The 21,347-nt window shown below is 72.0% G+C and carries 21 protein-coding genes and 1 pseudogene; 16 read left to right on the plus strand and 6 right to left on the minus strand.

The window, feature by feature from the left end:
• The first annotated feature begins 146 nt into the window (after positions 1-146).
• Both rplQ and truA read left to right on the plus strand, forming a co-directional pair.
• Complete coding sequence (rplQ, locus tag ABZ172_RS24145) at positions 147-662, plus strand: 50S ribosomal protein L17 (RefSeq protein WP_356886310.1); 516 nt, start codon at positions 147-149, stop codon at positions 660-662.
• A 76-nt stretch (positions 663-738) separates the two neighbouring features.
• A complete protein-coding gene (truA, locus tag ABZ172_RS24150) occupies positions 739-1,593 on the plus strand; it encodes a tRNA pseudouridine(38-40) synthase TruA (RefSeq protein WP_356886312.1) in 855 nt (284 codons plus the stop codon).
• Here the strand turns inward: truA and ABZ172_RS24155 are convergent.
• Together ABZ172_RS24155 and ABZ172_RS24160 are read right to left on the minus strand one after the other, a co-directional pair.
• Positions 1,562-3,451 (minus strand): hypothetical protein, encoded by a 1,890-nt coding sequence (locus ABZ172_RS24155; protein ID WP_356886314.1) that lies wholly within the window; start codon positions 3,449-3,451, stop codon positions 1,562-1,564. The genes truA and ABZ172_RS24155 overlap by 32 nt on opposite strands.
• A 90-nt stretch (positions 3,452-3,541) precedes the next feature.
• Positions 3,542-4,390: a hypothetical protein gene (locus ABZ172_RS24160; RefSeq protein ID WP_356886316.1), complete on the minus strand. Its 849-nt coding sequence runs from the start codon at positions 4,388-4,390 to the stop codon at positions 3,542-3,544.
• Between the two features lie 67 nt (positions 4,391-4,457).
• Here ABZ172_RS24160 and ABZ172_RS24165 point away from each other — a divergent pair, with 67 nt between their 5' ends.
• From ABZ172_RS24165 to glmM, 4 genes are all read left to right on the plus strand, one after another.
• Complete coding sequence (locus tag ABZ172_RS24165; protein WP_356886318.1) at positions 4,458-6,077, plus strand: ATP-binding cassette domain-containing protein; 1,620 nt, start codon at positions 4,458-4,460, stop codon at positions 6,075-6,077.
• A gap of 228 nt (positions 6,078-6,305) precedes the next feature.
• Positions 6,306-6,749, plus strand: coding sequence for a 50S ribosomal protein L13 (gene rplM, locus ABZ172_RS24170; RefSeq protein WP_030914195.1), 444 nt, complete (start codon positions 6,306-6,308; stop codon positions 6,747-6,749).
• Positions 6,750-6,866: 117 nt separating this feature from the next.
• On the plus strand, positions 6,867-7,331 hold the full coding sequence (rpsI, locus tag ABZ172_RS24175; protein WP_167526154.1) for a 30S ribosomal protein S9: 465 nt from the start codon (positions 6,867-6,869) through the stop codon (positions 7,329-7,331).
• Positions 7,332-7,550: 219 nt separating this feature from the next.
• A complete protein-coding gene (gene glmM, locus ABZ172_RS24180; protein ID WP_356886320.1) occupies positions 7,551-8,909 on the plus strand; it encodes a phosphoglucosamine mutase in 1,359 nt (452 codons plus the stop codon).
• On the opposite strand, the gene ABZ172_RS24185 is transcribed toward glmM, so the two are convergent.
• From ABZ172_RS24185 to ABZ172_RS24195, 3 genes are all read right to left on the minus strand, one after another.
• Positions 8,890-9,876 (minus strand): DUF389 domain-containing protein, encoded by a 987-nt coding sequence (locus tag ABZ172_RS24185; protein ID WP_356886322.1) that lies wholly within the window; start codon positions 9,874-9,876, stop codon positions 8,890-8,892. The genes glmM and ABZ172_RS24185 overlap by 20 nt on opposite strands.
• 18 nt (positions 9,877-9,894) lie before the next feature.
• Entirely contained in the window at positions 9,895-10,887 is a 993-nt protein-coding gene (gene coaA, locus ABZ172_RS24190) for a type I pantothenate kinase (protein WP_356886324.1), read from the minus strand.
• A 145-nt stretch (positions 10,888-11,032) separates the two neighbouring features.
• Complete coding sequence (locus ABZ172_RS24195) at positions 11,033-11,623, minus strand: hypothetical protein (RefSeq protein ID WP_356886326.1); 591 nt, start codon at positions 11,621-11,623, stop codon at positions 11,033-11,035.
• Here ABZ172_RS24195 and ABZ172_RS24200 point away from each other — a divergent pair.
• Both ABZ172_RS24200 and ABZ172_RS24205 read left to right on the plus strand, forming a co-directional pair.
• Positions 11,598-12,344, plus strand: a complete 747-nt coding sequence (locus ABZ172_RS24200; RefSeq protein WP_356886328.1) for a polymorphic toxin-type HINT domain-containing protein — start codon at positions 11,598-11,600, stop codon at positions 12,342-12,344. The genes ABZ172_RS24195 and ABZ172_RS24200 overlap by 26 nt on opposite strands.
• A complete protein-coding gene (locus tag ABZ172_RS24205; protein ID WP_356886330.1) occupies positions 12,313-12,801 on the plus strand; it encodes a hypothetical protein in 489 nt (162 codons plus the stop codon). The genes ABZ172_RS24200 and ABZ172_RS24205 overlap by 32 nt, the downstream gene beginning before the upstream one ends.
• Before the next feature lie 13 nt (positions 12,802-12,814).
• Here the strand turns inward: ABZ172_RS24205 and ABZ172_RS24210 are convergent.
• A pseudogene (locus ABZ172_RS24210) lies at positions 12,815-13,538 on the minus strand (transposase family protein).
• 256 nt (positions 13,539-13,794) lie between these two features.
• On the opposite strand from ABZ172_RS24210, the gene glmS reads away from it, so the two are divergent.
• The 8 genes from glmS to ABZ172_RS24250 all read left to right on the plus strand — a co-directional run bounded on the left by glmS (position 13,795) and on the right by ABZ172_RS24250 (position 21,343).
• A complete protein-coding gene (gene glmS, locus ABZ172_RS24215; RefSeq protein ID WP_356886332.1) occupies positions 13,795-15,642 on the plus strand; it encodes a glutamine--fructose-6-phosphate transaminase (isomerizing) in 1,848 nt (615 codons plus the stop codon).
• A gap of 16 nt (positions 15,643-15,658) precedes the next feature.
• Positions 15,659-16,027 carry a holo-ACP synthase gene (locus ABZ172_RS24220; RefSeq protein WP_014154565.1) on the plus strand — a complete coding sequence of 123 codons (369 nt, stop codon included), beginning with the start codon at positions 15,659-15,661 and terminating at the stop codon, positions 16,025-16,027.
• Between the two features lie 4 nt (positions 16,028-16,031).
• Positions 16,032-17,480 (plus strand): NAD(P)H-hydrate dehydratase, encoded by a 1,449-nt coding sequence (locus tag ABZ172_RS24225; protein ID WP_356886334.1) that lies wholly within the window; start codon positions 16,032-16,034, stop codon positions 17,478-17,480.
• Between the two features lie 51 nt (positions 17,481-17,531).
• Positions 17,532-17,918 (plus strand): DUF488 family protein, encoded by a 387-nt coding sequence (locus ABZ172_RS24230; RefSeq protein WP_356886336.1) that lies wholly within the window; start codon positions 17,532-17,534, stop codon positions 17,916-17,918.
• A gap of 61 nt (positions 17,919-17,979) precedes the next feature.
• Positions 17,980-19,134 carry an alanine racemase gene (alr, locus tag ABZ172_RS24235; RefSeq protein ID WP_356886338.1) on the plus strand — a complete coding sequence of 385 codons (1,155 nt, stop codon included), beginning with the start codon at positions 17,980-17,982 and terminating at the stop codon, positions 19,132-19,134.
• A gap of 73 nt (positions 19,135-19,207) precedes the next feature.
• Positions 19,208-20,434 carry an alpha/beta hydrolase gene (locus ABZ172_RS24240; protein ID WP_356886340.1) on the plus strand — a complete coding sequence of 409 codons (1,227 nt, stop codon included), beginning with the start codon at positions 19,208-19,210 and terminating at the stop codon, positions 20,432-20,434.
• 19 nt (positions 20,435-20,453) lie between these two features.
• Positions 20,454-20,987, plus strand: a complete 534-nt coding sequence (tsaE, locus tag ABZ172_RS24245) for a tRNA (adenosine(37)-N6)-threonylcarbamoyltransferase complex ATPase subunit type 1 TsaE (protein WP_356886342.1) — start codon at positions 20,454-20,456, stop codon at positions 20,985-20,987.
• A 161-nt stretch (positions 20,988-21,148) separates the two neighbouring features.
• Positions 21,149-21,343: a hypothetical protein gene (locus ABZ172_RS24250; RefSeq protein WP_356886344.1), complete on the plus strand. Its 195-nt coding sequence runs from the start codon at positions 21,149-21,151 to the stop codon at positions 21,341-21,343.
• The last annotated feature ends 4 nt before the right edge of the window (positions 21,344-21,347 follow it).

A 21,347-nucleotide genomic window follows, 5' to 3' on the forward strand; every position in this document is an offset into this window, starting at 1 on the left:
CTTGGGACCGACTCCAGCCCCAGGATGCGACGAGCCGACATCGAGGTGCCAAACCATCCCGTCGATATGGACTCTTGGGGAAGATCACTCGCGGGAACTGACACCGGTACCTGATACGGCCGGTGCAGCACACAAGGAGAAACACCATGCCTCAGCCCGCCAAGGGTGCCCGTCTGGGCGGCAGCGCTGCGCACGAGAAGCTTCTTCTCATCAACCTCGCGAAGTCGCTGTTCGAGCACGGCCGCATCACCACGACCGAGGCCAAGGCCCGCCGCCTGCGTCCGGTCGCCGAGCGCTTCATCACCAAGGCGAAGAAGGGCGACATCCACAACCGTCGCCTGGTGCTGCAGTCGATCACGGACAAGAGCATCGTGCACACGCTCTTCACCGAGATCGCCCCGCGGTACGAGAACCGCCCCGGTGGCTACACCCGCATCACCAAGATCGGCAACCGTCGTGGCGACAACGCCCCGATGGCGGTCATCGAGCTGGTCGAGGCGCTGACCGTGGCCCAGCAGGCCACCGGTGAGGCCGAGGCCGCGACGAAGCGCGCGGTCAAGGAAGACGCCGCCAAGAAGGACGAGGCCCCCGCGGCCGAGTCCGAGGCCGTCGAGGACGCCAAGCCGGCCGAGAAGGCCGACGAGGAGTCCAAGGACGCCTGAGCGTTCTGAGACCCGGATACGGGCCCGCACCACCCTTCGGGGCGGTGCGGGCCCGTTCTGCTGAGAGGATCTTCGGGTGAGTGACGAGGCAGAGCCCGGACACGTACGGGTACGGCTGGACCTTTCCTACGACGGCAGGGACTTCTCCGGCTGGGCGAAGCAGAACGGCCGGCGCACGGTGCAGGGCGAGATCGAGGACGCGCTGCGGACGGTGACCCGGTCCCCGGTGACGTACGGCCTGACGGTGGCGGGCCGGACGGACGCCGGGGTGCACGCGCGCGGGCAGGTGGCGCACGTCGACCTGCCGGCCCCGGTGTGGGCCGAGCACGAGGAGAAGCTGCTGCGGAGGATGGCGGGGCGGCTGCCCCCGGACGTGCGGATCTGGCGGGCGGCCGAGGCCCCGGCGGGGTTCAACGCGCGCTTCTCCGCACTGTGGCGCCGGTACGCCTACCGGGTGGCGGACCGGCCGGGCGGTGTGGACCCGCTGGTCCGCGGCCACGTGCTGTGGCACGACCGTCCGCTCGACCGGGACGCGATGAACGAGGCCGCGGCCCTGATGGTGGGGGAGCACGACTTCGCCGCGTACTGCAAGAAGCGGGAGGGCGCCACGACCATCCGGACGCTGCAGAAGCTGCACTGGGTGCGCGACGCCGAGTCGGGCGTGCTCACGGCGACCGTCCAGGCCGACGCGTTCTGCCACAACATGGTGCGGGCGCTGATCGGCGCGGCGCTGTTCGTCGGGGACGGACGCCGGCCCGCGGGGTGGCCCGTCGAGGTGCTGGCCGCGCGGGTGCGCGATCCGGCGGTGCACGTGGTGCGCCCGCACGGACTGACACTGGAGGAAGTTGCCTACCCGGCCGACGCGTTGCTGGCCGCGCGCGCCCTGGAGGCGCGCAACGTCAGGACGCTGCCGGGGGCGGAGTGCTGCTGACCGGACGGCGGCGCAGGGCACGGACCAGCTTGGCCGCGAAGTGCAGGGCCAGGGCGGTGGAGGCGGAGGAGCGGAACCAGCCGATGTCCGGGGTCCACCAGGCGTAGCCGGCGGCCGCGGTGAAGAACAGCAGCGCCGCCGTCCGCAGCACCCACCAGTGGGCCGGGTGCGGCTCGTCCTGCGGCGGGGCCTCCGGGTGGACACCGCTCTTCGTGGTCATGGTGTCCCGCATGCCCGCGAGAAAGCCCCGCCGGGCCAGCACCCGGGCGCCGGGGAGCTCCGCGAGCACCTCCTGCGCGCCGCCGTACCCGGCGGGCGGCGGGGGGAGGCGCAGGGCGGCGACCAGCTCGCTCTGGTGGCGGGCGGGGTCGCCGGTGGCGCGCAGGACGTGGGCCAGCGGGCGGGGGTCGGCGATCCCGTAGGCACGGGCGAGCGCGGCGGCCGTCGCCGTCGCCTCCGCGTGGTCGGTGGCGGGGGCGGCGGTCTCCCAGACGTGGGCCGCCGCCTTCCTGCCCCGGTGCACCAGCGTGAAGCTGCTGCGTTCCGGGGTGCGGTGCAGGACCAGGGCCGGCCAGTCCTCGGCCGTGGTGAAGTTGCCGGCCGCCGCGGTGAGCGGGTCCTCGGGGAGCAGCGCGCCCCGCCTGCCGCGCACCGGGTCCGGCACGATCTCGACGTACGTGTGGTGGTTGCCGGCCGGGGCCGTCCGCAGGCTGTGCCCGCAGATCAGGGCGGCCCTGGCCACCTCGGTGGGCCCGGTGGAGGCGATGGCCAGCGACCGCGGTGCCAGCTCGCGCTCCCAGTCGTGCGCACCGGTGTCCGGGGGCACGGGCGAGCCGCGGAAGAAGGGGATCCGGGTCGCCAGCTCGATGCGGGTGTCGGAGCGGGCCTCCAGGAACTCCTCGCGGGCCTCGCCGAAGTACGTCCACGGGAAGGTGGTGGCGTGCACCCCGATGCTGCGGAAGGCGGTCAGGGCCTCCTCGTGGCGGTTCAGCGCCCACAGGACGTAGGCCAGGTGGTTGCGGAAACCGGCGGCCTCCCGGTCCCCCGGGGCGTAGCTCTCCGACAGCGCCTGCGCGCGGGCCACCGCCGCCGCGGTGCGCGCGCTGTGCGGCCCGGGCCCGGGCGTCCCGTCGTCCGCGATCAGGTACTCCACGACGGCCTGGAGCGGCAGCGCGTGGAGCCGGGAGCCCGGAGGAGCCTGGTCGGCCGTGCGCTCGGCGTAGGCGAACATCTCCTCGTGCGAGCCGTACCACTTGGCGCAGAGGTACTGGAGCGCCTGGACGTGGCAGCCCTCGTGGTGCGGATCGCGGGCGTTCGCCTCGGACCGATAGGTGTCGAAGACCTCGCGCGGGGCCTGGATGCCGCGGGCCTGGGTCAGTGCGATGCGCCACGGGACCGGGTCGCCGGGGTTCAGCTCGGCGGCGGCGGAGATCACCGGCACCGAGTCCCGCAGCACCGCGTGGAACGCCCGGAACTGGTCGGCCTCGACGTGCTTGGCGCGGGCGCCGGTCCGTATCTGCCAGGCCTGGTAGATGTACTGGTCGGCCTTGACCAGCACGGCGTCGGGGTCCTCGGGGGAGTCCTCCAGCCAGCTGTCCAGCCAGCCCGGGTGGTGCAGCGAGGCCCGCGCGAGGCGGGAGACGCAGGTGTCCCTGCGCTCCCACTGGGCGTGCTCGCGGGTGCCCGCGAGCAGTTCGGCGGCCGGCGCGTGGTCGCCCGATGAGGCGGCGGCGAGTGCGGCCCGCAGCGGGGGGTCCGGGGCGTCGAGGACCACGGCGTCGTCCGGGGGCAGGTCGGCGCCGATCGCGTTGCTGTGGCGCAGGACGCGCGGGACGGTGAAGAGGGCGGTCAGACGCACGGCTGCGGGTCCTCGGTCGAGGGGAAGGACGGGGCTGGTGCGTGGGGGGAGATGCGGGGCGGGCCGGGTGCGTGGGGGAGCACCGGACCGTCAGGTGACGGGGGCCTGCGCCGCCGCCGAGGCCTGGACCTCACCGCGGTGGCGGATCTGGCGGAAGGTGAAGTCGGTCAGGTCGTCGCCGACCGCGTACACGTCCTCGGAGGACTCCGTCGTGTCCCGCCCGTCGGTGTAGCCGCCGATGGTGAAGTAGGCGTAACGGCCGTAGGAGTTGGCGGTACGCCGGCACACGGACCCGCCGCGGCAGAAGGTGGGGACGCCCGAGCCGCTGAGCGAGGCGAGACCGCCGGACGCCTCCTGGGCGGCCTTCCTGGCCTCCTTCTCGGTGCCGAAGACGGCGAGGCCGATGGTGACCGCGATGCCGTCCTTGCTGTACGTGGCGCGGATGACCTGGTCGCAGCCGTTGCCGTCGAGGACCGAGCCGAGGGCGCCCTGGGTCGTCGTGGCGCAGGCGGCCGTGCGCGCGGTCGCGTTCTTGGCGTAGACGCGGTCGCCCATGGTCAGCTTCCTGCCGGGGAAGAAGGCGTCCACGGTGACCGGGGAGCTGTCCTTCTTCTCGTCGGCTATGTAGTCCTTCGGGTCCGGCGGGCGCGGCGGCGCGACCGAGGAGAAGGAGGGGTCCGGTGCGGACTCCGAGGGCAGATCGGCCGGGCCCGGCAGCTCGGTGGCGCTCTTCTTCGGCCCGGAGCCGCCGCCCCCGTCGGCGGAGATGACGGCCGTGGCCACGATCGCGCCGACCGCCGCGGTGGCCAGCGCCCCGCCGCCGATCAGCATCCACTTCCGGCGCCTGCCGCGCGACGCGGAGGCCTCCGCCAGCGCCGCCCAGTCCGGAGTGCGGCTGTCTCCCGGCCCCCAGGAGGGCCCCCCTTGCCCAAAGCTCATGCGGCGAATCCTAGACCGACCGTAATCCGGTTGGGTCCACGGTTCGGCTGCCGTGACAATGCTGTGCATGGGACATCTCGAAGCAGGCCATCTGGAGTACTACCTGCCGGACGGACGGGTGCTGCTCGGCGACGCGTCGTTCCGGGTGGCCGACGGCGCCGTGGTCGCCCTCGTGGGCGCGAACGGCGCGGGCAAGACGACCCTCCTGAAGCTGCTCGCCGGGGAGCTCCAGCCGCACGGCGGCTCGGTCTCGGTCAGCGGGGGACTGGGGGTGATGGCCCAGTTCGTGGGCTCGGTGCGGGACGAGCGGACCGTCCGCGACCTGCTGGTGTCCGTGGCCCAGCCCCGCATCAGGGAGGCGGCGAAGGCCGTCGACGCGGCCGAGACACGCATCCTCACGGTGGACGACGAGGCCGCGCAGATGGCGTACGCGCAGGCGCTCAGCGACTGGGCGGAGGCGCGGGGGTACGAGGCCGAGACGCTGTGGGACATGTGCACCACGGCCGCGCTCGGCGTCCCGTACGAGAAGGCGCAGTGGCGGGAGGTGCGCACGCTCAGCGGCGGTGAGCAGAAGCGGCTGGTCCTGGAGGCGCTGCTGCGCGGCCCCGACGAGGTGCTGCTCCTGGACGAGCCGGACAACTACCTGGACGTCCCCGGCAAGCGGTGGCTGGAGGAGAGGCTCAAGGAGACCCGCAAGACGGTGCTCTTCGTCTCCCACGACCGCGAGCTCCTCTCCCGGGCCGCCGAGAAGATCGTCAGCGTGGAGCCCAGCCCGGCCGGCTCGGACGTCTGGGTGCACGGCGGCGGGTTCGGCACCTACCACCAGGCGCGCAAGGAACGCTTCGCGCGCTTCGAGGAGCTCCTGCGGCGCTGGGAGGAGGAGCACGCCCGGCTGAAGGCGCTCGTCCTGCGGATGCGGCAGCAGGCGGCGAACAGCCCCGACATGGCGAACCGCTACCACGCGATGCAGACCCGCTTCAAGAAGTTCGAGGAGGCCGGACCGCCGCCGGAGCCGCCCCGCGAGCAGGACATCAGGATGCGGCTGCGCGGCGGCCGGACCGGGGTCCGGGCGGTGACGTGCACCGGCCTGGAGCTGACCGGGCTGATGAAGCCGTTCGACCTGGAGATCTACTACGGGGAGCGGGTGGCGGTGCTCGGCTCCAACGGATCGGGGAAGTCGCACTTCCTCCGCCTGCTGGCGGGCGAGCCGGTGGCGCACACCGGGGAGTGGAAGCTCGGCGCACGGGTCGTGCCCGGCCACTTCGCCCAGACCCACGCCCACCCGGAGCTGCTCGGCACGACGCTCGTCGAGATCCTGTGGAAGGAGCACGCCAGGGACCGCGGCGCCGCGATGTCGGTGCTGCGGCGCTACGAGCTGGAGCGCCAGGGGGACCAGGCCTTCGAGCGGCTGTCCGGCGGGCAGCAGGCGCGGTTCCAGATCCTGCTCCTGGAGCTGGCCGGCACGACCGCGCTGCTGCTGGACGAGCCGACGGACAACCTCGACCTGGAGTCGGCCGAGGCCCTGCAGGACGGGCTGGAGGCGTACGACGGGACGGTGATGGCCGTCACCCACGACCGGTGGTTCGCGAAGTCCTTCGACCGCTACCTGGTCTTCGGCTCCGACGGGGTGGTCCGGGAGACCGCGGAGCCCGTCTGGGACGAGCGCCGGGTGGAGCGGGAGCGGTAGGGCCCGACGCGTTTTGACCCGTCCGGGGCGGGGCGGGTACTGTCAGGGGTTGTTATACGTATTGGCTTCGTCGTTCTCACGCGAAGGGCCCTTACGTAGGTTCTCTGGAGCAGTTACCAGTGGCTCGCATACGGGCAGTGTTCCCGGCATTGTGCGCCCCAGCTGCATGATCGCTTCAGAGGTGCCATGTGTCTGGACCTCATCCACTGAAGAAGCGAAGGCTACGAAGTGCGTACGTACAGCCCCAAGCCCGGCGATGTCACTCGCCAGTGGCACATCATCGACGCCGAGGACATCGTCCTGGGCCGTCTGGCCACCACGGCTGCGAACCTTCTCCGAGGCAAGCACAAGGCGATCTACGCCCCCCACATGGACATGGGCGACTTCGTCATCATCATCAACGCCGAGAAGGTCCACCTCTCCGGCAACAAGAAGACCCAGAAGATGGCGTACCGCCACTCGGGCTTCCCGGGCGGTCTCCGTTCCGTGCGGTACGACGAGCTCCTCTCGAAGAACCCCGAGAAGGCCGTCGAGAAGGCCATCAAGGGCATGATCCCCAAGAACACCCTGGGTCGTCAGATGCTCTCGAAGCTCAAGGTCTACGCGGGCGACCAGCACCCGCACGCTGCGCAGCAGCCGGTCCCGTTCGAGATCACCCAGGTCGCGCAGTAGTTCCGGCCTCCCCCCTAAGACGTACAGAAAGATCTGAGGAGAATCGTGGCCGAGACCACTGTTGAGACGACCACCGAAGGTGCCGAGGGCACCGAGGGCGAAGAGACCTTCGCCGAGGTGACCACCTTCGAGTCGGAGGTCCCCGTCGAGGGTGAGTACACCTCCGAGTCGCTCGCGGGCCGCTTCGGCGACCCGCAGCCCGCCGCCGGCCTCGGCCGTCGCAAGAACGCCATCGCCCGCGTCCGGATCGTCCCGGGCACCGGCAAGTGGAAGATCAACGGTCGCACCCTTGAGGACTACTTCCCCAACAAGGTGCACCAGCAGGAAGTCAACGAGCCCTTCAAGGTGCTCGAGCTCGACGGCCGCTACGACGTCATCGCCCGCATCTCGGGTGGCGGCGTCTCCGGCCAGGCCGGCGCCCTGCGCCTCGGTGTGGCCCGCGCGCTGAACGAGGCCGACGTGGACAACAACCGCGCCACGCTGAAGAAGGCCGGCTTCCTCTCCCGCGACGACCGTGCGGTCGAGCGCAAGAAGGCCGGTCTCAAGAAGGCCCGTAAGGCCCCGCAGTACAGCAAGCGCTAAATCGCCTGCTCGTCTGCTTTACACGAACGCCCCGGCGGCACACCCCGTGCCGCTGGGGCGTTCGTTTATCGGCCCGTGCGGGCGTATAACGGCTTGAGACGCTTGCACGTTTATCGGGTCGATGGCCTCGGGCGCGCCCTCATTCGCTGTGCCTTGCCTTGCTATGCCCTGTTTTGTTTACTTTGGTTTGCGGTTTCGGAGCACCTTCGGAGGACACCAGTGGGACGACTCTTCGGCACGGACGGCGTACGCGGTGTCGCCAACGCGGACCTGACAGCGGAGCTCGCGCTCGGCCTGTCGGTCGCGGCGGCGCACGTACTGGCCGAGGCGGGCACCTTCGAGGGCCACCGGCCGACCGCCGTGGTGGGCCGCGACCCGCGCGCGTCCGGAGAGTTCCTGGAGGCCGCCGTCGTGGCGGGCCTGGCGAGCGCGGGCGTGGACGTGCTGCGCGTCGGTGTGCTGCCCACCCCGGCCGTCGCCTACCTCACCGGCTCGCTCGGCGCCGACATCGGCGTCATGCTCTCCGCCAGCCACAACGCCATGCCGGACAACGGCATCAAGTTCTTCGCCCGCGGCGGCCACAAGCTCGCCGACGAGCTGGAGGACCGCATCGAGTCGGTCTACGAGCAGCACCGCACCGGCGAGCCCTGGGTGCGCCCGACCGGCGCCGGCGTGGGACGCGTCACCGACTACACCGAGGGCTTCGACCGCTACGTCGCCCACCTCGTCGCCGTCCTCCCCAACCGGCTCGACGGGCTGAAGGTCGTCCTCGACGAGGCCCACGGCGCCGCCGCCCGCGTCTCGCCCGAGGCGTTCGCCCGGGCCGGCGCCGAGGTCGTCACCATCGGCGCGGAACCGAACGGCCTGAACATCAACGACGGATGCGGCTCCACCCACCTGGACCTGCTGCGCTCGGCCGTCGTCGAGCACCGCGCCGACCTCGGCATCGCGCACGACGGCGACGCGGACCGCTGCCTGGCCGTGGACGCGCACGGCCAGGAGGTCGACGGCGACCAGATCCTGGCGGTGCTCGCCGTCGCCATGCGCGAGGCCGGCCACCTGCGCAAGGACACCGTCGTCGGCACGGTCATGTCGAACCTGGGCTTCAAGACGGCGATGGAGCGCGAGGGCATCCAGCTCGTCCAGACCGCCGTCGGCGACCGCTACGTCCTGGAGTCGATGAAGGCCGAGGGCTTCGCCCTGGGCGGCGAGCAGTCCGGCCACGTCATCGTCCTGGACCACGCCACGACGGGGGACGGCACCCTGACCGGGCTGATGCTCGCCGCCCGGGTCGCCGCCACCGGACGCACCCTCGCCGACCTGGCGGGCGTCATGCAGCGCCTCCCGCAGGTCCTGGTCAACGTGCCGGACGTCGACAAGTCCCGGGTGGACACCTCGCCCGAGGTGGCCAACGCGGTGACCCTGGCCGAGCGCGAGCTGGGCGACACCGGGCGCGTGCTCCTGCGCAAGTCGGGCACCGAGCCGCTGGTGCGGGTCATGGTCGAGGCCGCCGACCTGGAGCAGGCGCGCGCCGTGGCCGGGCAGCTGGCCGACGTGGTCAAGGCCGCCCTCGGCTGACGGAACCCCGACGCACCGACGGACCCGGCCGCACGGCCGGGTCCGTCCTGCGCTGCCGGGCCCACAACGCCTTCTGCACCAGCAGCGTCAGCGTCCCCGCCAGCACGATGCCGCCCAGGTTGGCCATCAGCTGCCCCGAGGACCCCCAGGTCTGCGCCAGGTCCTGGTAGCTGAAGGCCACCGCGGCGTTGGCGGCGGCCGGGACCGTGGTCACCGAGATCGCCACACCGATCAGCGCCCCCGACTTCGCCGAGGTCAGCGACAGCGTCCCCGCGATGCCCGCCAGCAGCGCCACCACGAACGACATCCAGTCCGGATGCCAGATGAAACCGGTGTTCGGCCGGTCCGCCGCGACCATGTCCGCGGTGAACAGCCCGAGCGCGTCCATCAGCCGGGCGAAACCCGCCGTGAGCACCATCGCCGCCACGAAGCCGCCGGTCAGCGCCCACAGCGACCGCCCCACCAGCCTCGGCGCACGCTGCACCACGGCCGTCGAGATGCCCGCCAGCGGGCCGAACTCCGGGCCCACCGCCATCGCACCCACGATCAGGACCGCGTTGTCGAGCATCACCCCGCACGCGGCGAGCATCGTCGCGAGGGCGAGGAAGGCCACATAGGTGACGCTGAACGTCGACTCCTCGTGGGTGACCTCGCTCAGCTCCTCCCACAGCACCGCGTCCGCGCTCTCGCCGGGCGCCGCCCGCTCCGCCTCGTCGGCGTGCCGGGAGAGGGTGAGGTCGATGTTCTCGACGGTGATCGAGCCGACGCTGTCGATGCCCCTCTCCCGCAGCGCGCCGATCAGTTCGTCGCCCGCCTCCCGCGCCACGTCGCACAGGACCACGTCGCCCGCCGGGCTCCGCGCCGCACCCGCGAGCACGGCGACATGGGCGGTGCCCACGGTCCGCTCGACCAGGCCGACCACCTCGTCGGTGCGGTCGGCGGGCACGATGAGGCGCAGATGCAGCACGGCGCATCCCTTCCGGCGTCAGAGCTTGCGCAGCGAGAGCCGCTGGACCTTGTGGTCCGGCCCCTTGCGGAGCACCAGAGTGGCACGGCTGCGCGTCGGCGCCACGTTCTCCAGCAGATTGGGCTTGTTGATGGTCCGCCACATCGTCCGGGCGTAGTCCAGCGCCTCCTTCTCGGAGACCTGGGTGTACTTGCGGAAGTACGAGAAGGGGTTCTGGAACGCCGTCTCCCGCAGCCTGCGGAAGCGGTGGAGGTACCAGTTCTCGATGTCCTCGGCACGCGCGTCGACGTACACGCTGAAGTCGAAGTAGTCCGCGAGCCCGACCCGGGTCCGGCCGTCCTTGCCGGGCAGCGCGGGCTGCAGCACGTTCAGCCCCTCGACGATCAGGATGTCGGGGCGGCGCACGGTCAGCCGCTCGCCCGGGACGATGTCGTAGATCAGATGCGAGTAGACCGGCGCCGTCACCTCGTCCTTGCCGGCCTTGATGTCGGCGACGAACCGGGTCAGCGCCCGCCGGTCGTACGACTCCGGGAACCCCTTGCGCGACATGAGGCCCCGCGCCTCCAGCTCCTTCATCGGCAGCAAGAAGCCGTCCGTGGTCACCAGCTCCACCCGGGGGTGCTCCGGCCAGCGTGCCAGCAGCGCCTGCAGGATGCGGGCGGTCGTCGACTTGCCGACGGCGACACTGCCGGCCACCCCTATGACGAACGGTGTGCCGCGCTGCTCGCCGTGCCCGTTGCCCGCGTCGCCCAGGAAGGTGTTCAGGGCGCCGCGCAGTCCCGAGGTCGCCTGGACGTACAGGTTGAGCAGCCGGGAGAGCGGCAGATAGACGTCCCGGACCTCGTCGAGGTCGATGACGTCGCCGAGCCCGCGCAGCCTCTCGACCTCCTCCGCGGTCAGCGGCAGCGGGGTCTTGTCGCGCAGAGCGCTCCACTCGGCCCGGGTCAGGTCGACGTAGGGCGTCGGCGCGTGCTCGGTGCGGCGGGGGCTCCGTGCGGACGAAGTGATCACGTACTCATTGTCGCGGGAGTTCTGACGGAGTGGGGGGTGGGGTCGGTCACGTGGGGGAACCGGAGGTGCCCGATCGGTCGGAACGGGCCGGAGGCCCGGGGCGCACAGCCGCGTCCCGCGCCTCCGTCCCGACCGGGCCGCCGCGTCAGCCGAAGGCCTTGACGTCACCCCAGCCGCCGGAGATCACCGTCTTCGCAGGCCCGTTGGTGTTGGTCTTGGACGGGTGGTAGACCTTCACCGATCCGTCGACGGTGAAGCGCGCCCATAGGTCGGGGATGCGGTCGTTGTTGACGTCCGGGATCCCGATGACGGTGTCGATGGCGGCGCCGGTCCACGCGTTCCCGTACGGGGTGTCGACGCCCTCGCGGGAGGCCGCCGCCGTCTGCAGGGAGGCGGCACAGGCCGCGAAGAAAAAGGCAGCGGAGAAGAAACAGACAACCAGCAACAAGGCTGCCGACGAGACGAAGAAGACCGGCAGCCCCGTCCAGAAGCAGGCCCAGGCCAAGGCGGCACCCAACGTGTCCTCGGCTTGGGCCACCCACAAGAGCTCGGGCGGCTCCAAGGCGAGCGCGAGCAAACCCGGTGGTACTTCGGGTGGGTCCTCGCGGAGCAACGCAGGCAGCAGCCGGGGCGGCGGCTCAGGGAAGTCCGGCGAATCGGGTGGATCCTGTTCGGTCGGCAACAGCTTCGTCCCCGGGACGAAGGTGGTGATGGCCGACGGCTCGACCAAGGCCATCGAGGACGTCAAGGTCGGCGACAAGGTGCTCGCCACCGCCCCGGAGACCGGAAGGACCAGCGTCGAGACGGTCACCGCCGAGATCACGGGTGAGGGCGTCAAGCACCTGGTCAAGGTCACCATCGACACCGACGGGGACCGGGGCGACGAGACGGCCTCGGTCACCGCTACCGACGGTCACCCCTTCTGGGTCGAGGAACTCGGCGCCCGGATCGACGCGACGGACCTCAAGGGCGGCGAATGGCTCCGCACCGGCGCCGGCACCCACGTCCAGGTCAGCGCGATCCAACGCTGGACGGCGACCGGCGAAACGGTTCACAACCTCACGGTCAGTGACACCCACACGTACTATGTGCTCGCTGGTCAGACGCCGGTTCTCGTTCACAACAGCGACTGTGATCTTCCTGAGGGGTACACGTCTTCCCCGGCGCTCAAGGGTGATCCGTATCATCCGGACCCGGTAGCCGCGCGACGTGCACAGAACCGGGAGTTGTACGCCGGAACCGTAGGGGACAGGGCGGGGGCCCTTGGGCACAGGACGAGAATCCCTGCGCAGAAGGCTCCGTTCAATTCGCACGGACAGGTGGTCTTCTCGAACGGGAAGAACTACATCATGCCAGATATTGACGGGCATAATGTGTCGGACGGCTGGAAGATGTTCAACCGCAAGGGCCAACGGATCGGTACTTATGACCCAGATCTCAACTATCTCAAGGAATAACCGATTCGCGATCGAAGTGATCGGTGATCCCGCCTCGGAGGGCGGCGTCTCGTCGCCTTCCGAGGTCGCCGGTAGGCTCACGGTCGGGGATTTCTCAGAATCATTCCTGATGGACCTGAGCTTCTGGACGGTGGCTGACTACTCTCGAAGTTGGGAGAGAGCCCTGAGGGAGCTTGAGGTGAGCGACAATTCGGCCTCGTGCCTCGTCTCTTCGATCACGGACCCGGAGACCGCTAACTTCATCTCCTGCTGGCCCATTTACCGGGAAGGGGAATCTGTCCACGTGCAAAATTCGATCATCTTCCTGGATGGCCTCGAAGAAGAGTTCAATCCACAAGAGCCTTGGCGATATGTGGAGGCTCGAAGTTTGGTTGACGAGGACGGGAACCAAATTTCTGAGTGGTCGACGACCATCTCTGAGGTGCGGCGGTTCCGCGAGTCCATCGGGGATCAGTGAGCCTTTTCCAACCTCACGCTGACGCGTGGTGAAGGACAAGAACGGCCTGGACGATCGCGGTGATGCGGTTGGTGCTGCAGCGGAGTTTCCGCAGGAGGCGCCAGCCCTTGAGGGTGGCTGTGGCCTGCTCGCCAAGACAACGGATCTTGGCGTGGGTGGTGTTGTGGCGGCGCTTCCACTGCTTGAGGTGGTGCCCTCGAAACGGGACACGAACGGGCCTGCCGGCTCCTTGGTATGCCTTGTCCGCCCAGCAGGCCCGCTGCGGCGAGCGCGTCGATGATCCCGTGCTGCCGGGCGGCGGTCAGGTCGTGGGTCGAGCCGGGCGGAGCCGGTGAGGCCCACAGCAGACGGCCGAACGGATCGGTGAGGACCTGGACGTTCATGCCGTGGCGTTTGTGTTTCCCGGAGTAGTAGGGGGTGTCGGCGGCGATGCGGTCGATGGGCAGCAGGGTTCCGTCGAGGATGACGAACGCCTTCGTCCGGATGGTCCTCATCGCCTCGGCCAGGGTCGGGGCGAGGGCGGCCAAGACCTCGATGGCTTCACGTATGTAGCGGTAGACGGTGGCGATTCCGATGCCGAACCCGGCCGCAAGCCGGGCGTAGGTGTCGCCACACCGCAGGTGGGCCAGGGCGAGCAGGGCCTGACGGGCCACGGGAAGCCGTCGCCACCGCGTCCCGATGTCCCGACGCCTGGACGTCAGCTGTCCGGCCAGGAACCGCAGGGTGCGGGTGGACAAGGTCGATCGAGGACGGGTCCGGCCTCAGCCCCCGGCCTTCCCGCTCCCCGCCTTCCCACCCCCGCATGAGCCACCCCCGCATGAGCCACCCCCACATGAGCGGCCCCGACGCGAGCGGCCCCACCCGAGCTGTCCCCCAGGAGCACCCCCCGCCCCGCGCCGCCGGAGGGTTCACCCCTGTGCCGGAACACTTTTGGCGCAGCGTCAGGCGCTTCGGCGGCGCCCGGGCCGGTGATACCGGCCTTATGGTGTCGATATGTGCGGAATCGTGGGTTATGTCGGAACGCAGTCGGCGCAGGACGTCGTGGTCGCGGGGCTGAAGCGGCTGGAGTACCGGGGGTACGACTCCGCCGGGGTCGCCGTCCTCGCGGACGGGGGGCTGGCCGCCGCGAAGAAGGCGGGCAAGCTCCTCAATCTGGAGAAGGAGCTCAAGGACCGGCCGCTGCCGGCCGGGAACGCCGGGATCGGGCACACCCGTTGGGCCACCCATGGCGGGCCCACCGACGGCAACGCCCACCCGCATCTCGACAACGCCGGCCGGGTCGCCGTCGTGCACAACGGGATCATCGAGAACTTCGCGTCGCTCCGTGAGGAGCTGGCCGGGCGGGGCCACGACCTCACCTCCGAGACCGACACCGAGGTGGTGGCCCATCTGCTCGCCGAGGCGTACTCGTCCGGCGGCGACCTGGCGGACGCCATGCGGCAGGTGTGCCGTCGGCTGGAGGGTGCGTTCACCCTGGTCGCCGTCCATGCGGACGAGCCCGACGCGGTGGTCGGGGCCCGGCGGAACTCACCGCTCGTCGTGGGGGTCGGCGAGGAGGAGGTCTTCCTGGCCTCCGACGTCGCCGCGTTCATCGCGCACACCCGGTCCGCGATCGAGCTGGGCCAGGACCAGGTCGTCGAGCTGCGCCGGGACGGGGTGACGGTCACCGGGTTCGACGGGCGGCCCGCCGACGTGCGGGAGTACCACGTCGACTGGGACGCCTCGGCCGCCGAGAAGGGCGGCTACGCCTCCTTCATGCTCAAGGAGATCGCCGACCAGCCCAAGGCGGTCGCCGACACCCTGCTCGGACGCGTCGACGACTCCGGCACGCTCCACCTCGACGAGGTGCGCATCGCGCCGGGGGTGCTCCGCGAGGTCGACAAGGTCGTCATCGTCGCCTGCGGGACCGCGTTCCACGCCGGGATGATCGCCAAGTACGCCATCGAGCACTGGACCAGGCTGCCCTGCGAGACCGAGCTCGCCAGCGAGTTCCGCTACCGCGACCCGATCCTGGACCAGCGCACCCTCGTCGTCGCCATCTCGCAGTCCGGCGAGACGATGGACACCCTGATGGCGGTCCGGCACGCGCGTGAGCAGGGGGCGCGGGTCCTCGCCATCTGCAACACCAACGGCTCGACGATCCCCAGGGAGTCCGACGCCGTCCTCTACACGCACGCCGGACCCGAGGTCGCCGTCGCCTCCACCAAGGCGTTCCTGACCCAGCTCGTCGCCTGCTACCTCGTCGCGCTCTACCTCGGACAGGTGCGCGGCACCAAGTGGGGCGACGAGATCCGCACCGTGGTGCGCCAGCTCTCCGAGATGTCCGGCGCGGTCGAGCGCGTCCTGGACACCATGGAGCCCGTACGCGAACTGGCCCGCTCCCTGGCCGCCCACGACACCGTGCTCTTCGTGGGCCGGCACGTGGGCTATCCGGTGGCCATGGAAGGGGCGCTGAAGCTCAAGGAGCTGGCGTACATGCACGCCGAGGGGTTCGCCGCCGGAGAGCTCAAGCACGGGCCGATCGCGCTGATCGAGGAGGGGCTGCCGGTCGTCGTGATCGTCCCCTCGCCGCAGGGCCGTTCGGTGCTGCACGACAAGATCGTGTCGAACATCCAGGAGATCAGGGCGCGCGGAGCCCGTACCGTCGTGATCGCGGAGGAGGGCGACGAGGAGGTCGTCCCGTACGCCGACCACCTCATCAGGATCCCGGTTACGCCTACGCTGCTCCAGCCGCTGGTCGCCACGGTGCCCCTGCAGGTCTTCGCCTGCGAACTGGCGACGGCCCGGGGCAACGAGGTGGACCAGCCGCGCAACCTGGCGAAGTCCGTGACAGTCGAGTGAGTGAGTGAGTGAGCGCGTGATCATCGGGGTCGGGATCGATGTGGCGGAGATCGAGCGCTTCGGCGCGGCGCTGGAGCGCACGCCCCAGCTGGCCGATCGGCTCTTCCTGGAGCGGGAGTTGCTGCTGCCGGGCGGGGAGCGGCGCGGAACCGCGTCGCTGGCCGCCCGGTTCGCGGCGAAGGAGGCCCTGGCCAAGGCGCTCGGCGCGCCGGGCGGGCTGCTCTGGACCGACGCCGAGGTCTGCGTCGAGGAGAGCGGCCGGCCCCGGCTGGAGGTGCGCGGCACCGTCGCGGCACGGGCGGCCGAGCTCGGCGTCCGCAGCTGGCACGTGTCCCTCAGCCACGACGCGGGGGTGGCGTCGGCCGTGGTGATCGCGGAGGGTTGACCGTATGCGACACGCCTACAGCGTCGAGACCGTACGGGCCGCCGAGCGGGCCCTCATGGCGCGGCTCCCGGAGGGCGCGCTGATGCGGCGCGCCGCCGCCGGACTCGCGGTGGCCTGCGGCGATCTGCTGCGCCGGAACGGACGCGTCTACGGGGCGCGGGTGCTGCTCCTCGTCGGCAGCGGTGACAACGGCGGGGACACCCTGTACGCGGGCGCCCGGCTGGCCCGGCGCGGAGCAGCCGTCCGTGCCGTGCTGACCAGCCCGGACAAGGTCCACGGCGCCGGGCTCGCGGCGCTGCTGGCGGCGGGCGGGCAGGTGCTCGGCGGCCCGCCCGGCGCCGTCGGGACCGTCGACCTCGTCGTCGACGGCATCACCGGGATCGGGGGCCGCGGCGGACTGCGGCCCGGGGCGGCGGAGCTGGTGCGCGCGGTCACCGCGGGCCACGCGCCCGTCCTCGCCGTGGACCTGCCTAGCGGCGTCGAGGCGGACACCGGGCAGGTGCTCGGTGAGGCCGTGCGGGCCGACGCGACGGTCACCTTCGGCACGTACAAGCCCGGGCTGCTCGTCGACCCGGCCGCCGGGCACGCGGGCGCACTCCGGCTCGTCGACATCGGCCTGGCGGCGGACCTGCCCGACCGGCCCGACCTGGAGGCCCTCCAGTACGCCGACGTGGCCGCCCTGCTGCCCGCGCCCGGGTCCGCGAGCGACAAGTACCGGCGCGGGGTCGTCGGGGTGGCCGCGGGGTCGGAGCGCTACCCGGGCGCGGCCGTGCTGGCGGTCGCGGGGGCGCTCCGCGGGGGTGCGGGAGCGGTGCGGTACAGCGGGCCCGGGGCCGGCGCGGTGCTCGCCCGGTTCCCGGAGACCCTGGTGCACGCCGGTCCGCCGTCGAAGGCCGGACGGGTGCAGGCCTGGGTCGTCGGCCCGGGGCTGGGCGACTCCTCCGCGTCGGCGGAGGCCGTGGCCGACGTGCTGGCCGCGGAGGTCCCGGTGCTGGTCGACGCGGACGGACTGCGGCTGATGGACGCCGCGGCCGTGCGCGCGAGGACCGCCGCCACCGTCCTCACCCCGCACGCCGGTGAGGCCGCCGCCCTGCTCGGCACGGGGCGCGAGGAGGTCGAGGGCGGACGGCTCGCCGCCGTGCGGGAGCTGGCGGCCCGCTACCGCGCCACGGTGCTCCTGAAGGGCTCGACGACGCTCGTGGCGGAGCCCGGGGACACGCCCGTGCGGGTCAACCCGACCGGCACGCCCTGGCTGGCCACGGCGGGCAGCGGGGACGTGCTGTCCGGGCTGACCGGTTCGCTGCTGGCCGCGGGCCTCGCCGCCCACGACGCCGCGTCGGTCGGCGCCCATCTGCACGGTCTCGCGGCACGCCTGGCCTCGGACGGGGCACCGGTCGCCGCACAGGACGTCGCGGACGCCCTGCCGGCGGCGTGGCGGGACGTCCTGGCCTGATCCACGCTGGAAGGCACAGGCCTGAGCGACGGGAACGGGCGGTGACCGGACATGGGCAGCGGCAGCGGCATCCGCGTACGCAGGGTGTACGACCCGCCGGAGGACGACGACGGCACCCGCGTGCTGGTCGACCGGCTCTGGCCGCGCGGGATCTCGAAGGAGCGCGCGGCCGTCGACCTGTGGGCCAAGGACGTCACGCCGTCGGACGAGCTCCGGACCTGGTACCACGAGGACCGGTCGGGCGGCCGGTACGACGCCTTCGCGGACCGCTACCGCACCGAGCTCGGCGACCCCGCCCACACCGAGGCCGTCGAGACGCTGCTCGCGCTGCTGCGCAGGGGCGGCGCCGTCACCCTCGTCACGTCCGTGAAGGACGTCCCGGCCAGTCACGTCCCGGTCCTCGTCGGCCATCTGGAACATGCCCTCGACCACCGGTGACCGCCTCACCGGGCACAGGAGATCGAGAGCACAGGCGTACGGCTCTGAGACACTGGGCGCGATGAACGAGACAGCGACCCTGAGAGCCCGTGCCGAGATCGACCTCGCCGCACTGCGCGCCAACGTGCGCACGCTGCGCGCGCGGGCGTCCGGCGCGCAGCTCATGGCCGTGGTGAAGTCCGACGCGTACGGCCACGGGGCGGTGCCCTGCGCCCGGGCGGCCCGGGAGGCCGGCGCGGCCTGGCTGGGCACCGCCACCCCGCAGGAGGCGCTCGCCCTGCGGGCGGCCGGTATCGGCGGCCGGATCATGTGCTGGCTGTGGACCCCCGGCGGCCCCTGGCGCGAGGCGGTCGAGGCGGACATCGACGTCTCGGTCAGCGGGATGTGGGCGCTCGACGAGGTCGTCGCCGCCGCCACCCTCGCCGGGATCCCGGCCAGGGTCCAGCTCAAGGCGGACACCGGCCTGGGACGCAACGGCTGCCAGCCCGCAGACTGGCCCGCGCTCGTCTCGGCCGCCCGCGCCGCCGAGGACGCGGGCGTCCTGCGCGTCACCGGCCTCTGGTCACACTTCGCCTGTGCGGACGAGCCCGGCCACCCCTCGATCGCCGCCCAGCTGGACGTCTTCCACCACATGCTGGCGTACGCGGAGAAGGAGGGCGTCCGGCCCGAGGTGCGGCACATCGCCAACTCCCCGGCCACGCTCACGGTGCCCGAGTCGCACTTCGACCTCGTGCGCACCGGCATCGCGATGTACGGCATCTCGCCCAGCCCCGAGCTGGGCACCTCCGCCGACTTCGGGCTGCGTCCGGTCATGACGCTGGCCGCCTCGGTCGCCCTGGTCAAGCAGGTGCCTCCGGGGCACGGGATCAGCTACGGGCACCACTACACGACGCCCGCCGAGACGACGCTCGCCCTGGTGCCGGTCGGCTACGCGGACGGGATCCCCCGCCACGCCTCCGGCCGGGGCCCCGTCCTGATCGCGGGCGCCGTCCGCAGGATCGCGGGCCGGGTCGCGATGGACCAGTTCGTCGTCGACCTCGGAGGGGACACCCCCGCGGCGGGCACGGAAGCGGTGCTGTTCGGGCCGGGGGACCGGGGCGAGCCGAGCGCGGAGGACTGGGCGCGGGCGGCGGACACCATCGCGTACGAGATCGTCACACGCATCGGTGCGCGCGTCCCGCGCGTCCATCTCCACGAGGACTCCGGCAGGGACTGAGACCCCGGCCGGAGCGGGCCGCGGTCCGCCCCGGCCGACGACAGCGACGACAGCGACGAAGGAGCACGGCACGGTGAGCGAGACCAGCGCGGAGGACGTGGTGGCGACGGCGGCCGTCGCGGCGGCCGGCTGGCGCCGGGCGGGCGTCGCCGGGGCGGCGATAGGCGTCATCGCCGCGGGCGCGGCCGCCGGCGTCGCCGTCGAACGGCTCACCGTGGGCCGGGGCATGCGCAAGAAGGCCCGCCTCGCGCTGGACGCCTCCGGCCCGTACGGCTCCCTGCGGGGCCACCCCGGCCGGGCCCTCGCGGACGACGGCACCGAGCTGTACTACGAGGTCGACGAGATCGAACCGGACGGCGGGGCGAGCCGTGCGGGCGGACGCCCCGGACCGGGCACCCCCGCAGGCTCGGGGCCGCGCCGCCGCAGGCTCTTCGGCAGCAAGGACCCCGCACCGCTGACCGTCGTCTTCAGCCACGGCTACTGCCTGGGCCAGGACTCCTGGCACTTCCAGCGCGCCGCGCTGCGCGGGCTGGTCCGCACGGTGCACTGGGACCAGCGCAGCCACGGCCGGTCCGAGCGCGGCCGGGCGCAGGCCGAGGGCGTGCCGGTGGGTATCGACCAGCTGGGCCGCGACCTCAAGGCGGTCATCGACGCGGCGGCCCCCGAGGGACCGCTGGTGCTCGTCGGGCACTCCATGGGCGGCATGACGATGATGGCGCTCGCCGACCGCCACCCGGAGCTGGTCCGCGACCGGGTGGCCGCGGTCGCCTTCGTCGGGACGTCGAGCGGCAAGCTCGGCGAGGTGAACTTCGGCCTTCCGGTGGCCGGGGTGAACGCGGTGCGCCGGGTGCTGCCCGGGGTGCTCAAGGCGCTCGGCTCGCAGACGGAGTTGGTGGAGCGCGGCCGGCGGGCGACCGCCGACCTGTTCGCGGGGCTGATCAAGCGCTACTCGTTCGGGTCGAAGGACGTGGACCCGGCCGTCGCGCGGTTCGCCGAGCGGCTCATCGAGTCGACCCCGATCGATGTGGTCGCCGAGTTCTACCCGGCCTTCACCGAGCACGACAAGAGCGCGGCGCTGCCCGCCTTCCGTGGGATCCCGGTGCTGATCCTGGCCGGTGACAAGGACCTCGTGACACCCAGTTCGCACAGCGAGGCCATCGCGGACCAGCTGCCCGACGCGGAGCTGGTCATCGTGCCGGACGGGGGGCACCTGGTGATGCTGGAGCACCCCGAGACGGTGACCGACCGGCTCGCGGACCTGCTGGTGCGGATCGGAGCGGTTCCGGCCGGAGCGCGCTGATCCTCTACCGTTGGTCGGCATGGAAGCAGCGCACAACGGCCCGGTGGCCGACACCGTCGCACCGGGCACCGTCACCCTGGACGTCGCCGTCGAGTCCCCCGAAGAGATGAAGGAGCTGGGCCGCCGGATCGCCGGCGTGCTGGCCCCCGGCGACCTCGTGATGCTCACCGGTGAGCTCGGTGCGGGCAAGACCACCCTGACCCGGGGCCTCGGCGAGGGCCTCGGCGTCCGCGGGGCCGTGACCTCGCCGACCTTCGTCATCGCCCGGGTCCATCCGCCGCTGGGCGAGGGCCCCGCCCTGGTCCACGTCGACGCGTACCGCCTGGGCGGCGGGCTCGACGAGATGGAGGACCTGGACCTCGACGTGTCGCTGCCCGAGTCGGTGATCGTCGTCGAGTGGGGCGACGGCAAGGTCGAGGAGCTGTCGGACGACCGGCTGCGCGTGGTGATCGACCGCGCGGTGGGCGACACCGACGACGAGCGCCGCACGGTGACCCTGGTGGGGATCGGCGCGCGCTGGGCGTCCCTGGACACCGATCTGTCGGCACGCTGAGGGACGCCGGCCCGAGGCCGCTCCCGGCTCCGCTTCCCGACACTTTCCGACAGGGCGTCGGTAAAATGTTGCGCGGGGGAGCCCCGCCGTGGTCACATGGGGTACAGGGGCGGGTTAGGTGTACCTAACCACGTCTCTCACCGAAGCCCGAGGAGGCATCCATGCCGGCACCCGAGCGTGAAGTGCGGCCGCAGTCGTCGCAGGCGGAGCAGCCGCCGGTGTCCGCGGTGTCGATGAAGGACCTGCTGGCCTCCTGCGCGGCCGCGACGGCGGTGTCCACCCCGCCCCGCGACGCGGACGCCGATCCGGACGACACCGGTGACGCGCCGCCCCCCGCGGAGCGCGACGCGGCCTGATCCC

The organism is Streptomyces sp. NPDC006296 (assembly GCF_040613235.1).
GTDB lineage: Bacteria > Actinomycetota > Actinomycetes > Streptomycetales > Streptomycetaceae > Streptomyces.

Bases quoted from the DNA above. Each gene is read 5' to 3' on its own strand.
- ABZ172_RS24205 (WP_356886330.1), top strand. From the start codon at position 12,313: ATGACCCAGATCTCAACTATCTCAAGGAATAACCGATTCGCGATCGAA.
- alr (WP_356886338.1), top strand. From the start codon at position 17,980: ATGAACGAGACAGCGACCCTGAGAGCCCGTGCCGAGATCGACCTCGCC.
- glmS (WP_356886332.1), top strand. From the start codon at position 13,795: ATGTGCGGAATCGTGGGTTATGTCGGAACGCAGTCGGCGCAGGACGTC.
- ABZ172_RS24250 (WP_356886344.1), top strand. From the start codon at position 21,149: ATGCCGGCACCCGAGCGTGAAGTGCGGCCGCAGTCGTCGCAGGCGGAG.
- ABZ172_RS24200 (WP_356886328.1), top strand. From the start codon at position 11,598: ATGGCCGACGGCTCGACCAAGGCCATCGAGGACGTCAAGGTCGGCGAC.
- ABZ172_RS24160 (WP_356886316.1), bottom strand. From the start codon at position 4,390: ATGAGCTTTGGGCAAGGGGGGCCCTCCTGGGGGCCGGGAGACAGCCGC.
- rplQ (WP_356886310.1), top strand. From the start codon at position 147: ATGCCTCAGCCCGCCAAGGGTGCCCGTCTGGGCGGCAGCGCTGCGCAC.
- ABZ172_RS24230 (WP_356886336.1), top strand. From the start codon at position 17,532: ATGGGCAGCGGCAGCGGCATCCGCGTACGCAGGGTGTACGACCCGCCG.
- ABZ172_RS24165 (WP_356886318.1), top strand. From the start codon at position 4,458: ATGGGACATCTCGAAGCAGGCCATCTGGAGTACTACCTGCCGGACGGA.
- tsaE (WP_356886342.1), top strand. From the start codon at position 20,454: ATGGAAGCAGCGCACAACGGCCCGGTGGCCGACACCGTCGCACCGGGC.
- ABZ172_RS24225 (WP_356886334.1), top strand. From the start codon at position 16,032: ATGCGACACGCCTACAGCGTCGAGACCGTACGGGCCGCCGAGCGGGCC.
- ABZ172_RS24195 (WP_356886326.1), bottom strand. From the start codon at position 11,623: ATGGCCTTGGTCGAGCCGTCGGCCATCACCACCTTCGTCCCGGGGACG.